1 pseudogene is annotated in these 1,210 nt (G+C 47.4%); it reads left to right on the forward strand.

Features of this window, described 5'->3' with window-relative positions:
- Nucleotides 1–1,210 (forward strand): annotated as a pseudogene (locus tag AC29Z1_RS04245) (pyruvate carboxylase); the annotation flags it as partial.

Consider the following 1,210-nt stretch of genomic DNA (forward strand, 5'->3'; position numbering starts at 1 on the left):
GCAGGCTCAGTGATCACCCCATCTTATGACTCCTTGCTGGTAAAACTCTCCACCTGGGGATTAACCCATAAGAGTGCTATCGCAAAAATGAAGCGCTGTCTCGATGAATTTCGGATTCGCGGCATAAAATCCAATATCCCGTTTCTTCGTAATGTTATTCAGCACCCAGATTTTGTGAGCGGAAATTATTTTACCTCCTTCATTGACACCTCACCGGAACTGTTTGTATTTTCTCCGCTGCAAGACAGGGGAACAAAACTGTTAAACTATCTAGCCGAGATTACCGTCAACGGCTTTGAAGGAATTACGAAACGGCCTAAGCCTAGTTTTTCTCCGGTTCGCCTCCCACAGACGCCACAAACGCCACTTCCCAGCGGAACCAAACAAATTCTTGACAGTCGTGGCCCTGACGGTTTGGTAGCTTGGATTAAAGAACAAAAAGAGGTCTTATTGACTGACACTACCCTGCGTGATGCCCACCAGTCCCTGCTGGCTACCCGGATGCGGACCCAAGACATGCTGAATGTTATTGTTCCCACAGCCCATGGCATGCCTAACTTGTTTTCTCTGGAGATGTGGGGTGGCGCTACGTTCGATGTTGCCTACCGTTTTTTAAAAGAAGATCCCTGGAAACGTCTTGAGACCCTCCGAGCCCAGGTTCCAAACATTTTATTCCAAATGCTGCTGCGTGGTTCTAATGCAGTTGGGTACACTAATTATCCCGACAATGTCATTCGCGCCTTTGTTAAACAAGCAGCTGAAAGCGGTATTGACGTTTTCCGTATTTTCGACAGTTTAAACTGGCTGGAAGGTATGACAGTTGCCATTGATGCTGTGCGCAATTCCGGCAAGGTGGCGGAAGTCGCCTTATGTTACACAGGCGATATACTAGATCCTGCACGTACCAAATATGATTTAAAATATTATATTAAACTGGCAAAAGAAGTCGAGAAGGCTGGCGCACATATACTGGCTATCAAAGATATGGCAGGCTTGCTGAAGCCAGAAGCTGCCTATCGCTTGGTTTCCGCCCTCAAAGACGCTGTTGATCTGCCGATCCACTTGCATATGCATGATACCAGCGGTAATGGCATCTATGCCTACGCCCGAGCCATTGACGCGGGTGTAGATATTGTGGATACTGCCATTTCTTCCTTAGCCGGCATGTCCTCACAACCAAGTGGCAACAGCTTATACTATGCTTTGCAAG

It is taken from the genome of Sporomusa sp. (genome assembly GCF_057736855.1).